We start from the raw sequence: 905 nt of genomic DNA, 5'->3' as shown, positions 1-905 counted from the left end.
TTTTTCTGAGTTTGTCTTAATTAGTATTAAGACAAGCTGGCACTTTCAAAATTATAAGCTATCCAGCGACGCATAATATAAATGATGTGTCATAATATTATTTAGTAATCAACCTATTTATACTTGATTTTTGTAATCCTGTATTCAATAAAATCCTAATATTGAATCCTGATTTTCCATAGCTTAATCTATACCAATAGTAGTTTATATACTCAATCATTCCGAATAAAAATAATCCAATACCAATTATAAAATCTTTATTACTGCTTCTAATAATTGGTATCACTAAACTTATGACGACTAATACAATCATATTTAATCGTCTTAAAAATTTTAAGAGTTCTATCATCTTATGATTAACTCTTTTCTTGTTGACTATTAAAATATATCTATAAAACCAATACAGACTTCCTTGTAATAAGATAAGTATAAGATATGAAAATGCAACTAAACTAGCCATTCCAAGATCTAATAATCTATATACAAAAATAAAAGTTAATAAAGCTGCAAATTCACCTATTGCTAGGTTTAACAACTGTTTCTTTATCCTACTCAATCTATCACCTCCAAGCTTTATGACCCCTAAAATTACTATGTCGCATAATCTACTTTTTATTAGAATCCAGTATTATACCTAGAGTAAGTCCTAAACTTGGTCCAATAGTTATTCCAAAAAGTAATTTATCAAATATCATTCCTAGTATTATCCCAAATGCTGTACCAAATATTAGTCCTAGACCTATGAAATTTCCCTTACCTTCAATGTTATCATTGTTGGACATACGGGCACCCCCTAAACTTAATTTCCATAACTAGAATTTATATACCGTTGAACTTAATACTACTAATGTTCATCAATTTATAGTTTTGAGTTTTACTTAATTCTTATTGTGACAAACTCACCT

General features: G+C 27.7%; 2 protein-coding genes. Both read right to left on the bottom strand.

The window, feature by feature from the left end:
* Positions 1–97: 97 nt before the first annotated feature.
* The gene (locus EF384_RS09580) at positions 98–556 is read right to left on the bottom strand and encodes a hypothetical protein (RefSeq protein WP_034536076.1); all 459 of its coding nucleotides are present in this window, start codon (positions 554–556) and stop codon (positions 98–100) included.
* Positions 557–605: 49 nt separating this feature from the next.
* On the bottom strand, positions 606–782 hold the full coding sequence (locus tag EF384_RS09575; protein WP_123781488.1) for a glycine zipper family protein: 177 nt from the start codon (positions 780–782) through the stop codon (positions 606–608).
* Positions 783–905: the final 123 nt, after the last annotated feature.

This window comes from Aerococcus agrisoli (assembly GCF_003797145.1).
In the GTDB taxonomy this organism is placed as follows: domain Bacteria; phylum Bacillota; class Bacilli; order Lactobacillales; family Aerococcaceae; genus Aerococcus; species Aerococcus agrisoli.
The sequence above is the reverse complement of the archived record's forward strand: the minus strand, read 5'-3'. Positions and strand labels throughout refer to the sequence as shown.

Bases quoted from the DNA above. Each gene is read 5' to 3' on its own strand.
- EF384_RS09575 (WP_123781488.1), bottom strand. From the start codon at position 782: ATGTCCAACAATGATAACATTGAAGGTAAGGGAAATTTCATAGGTCTA.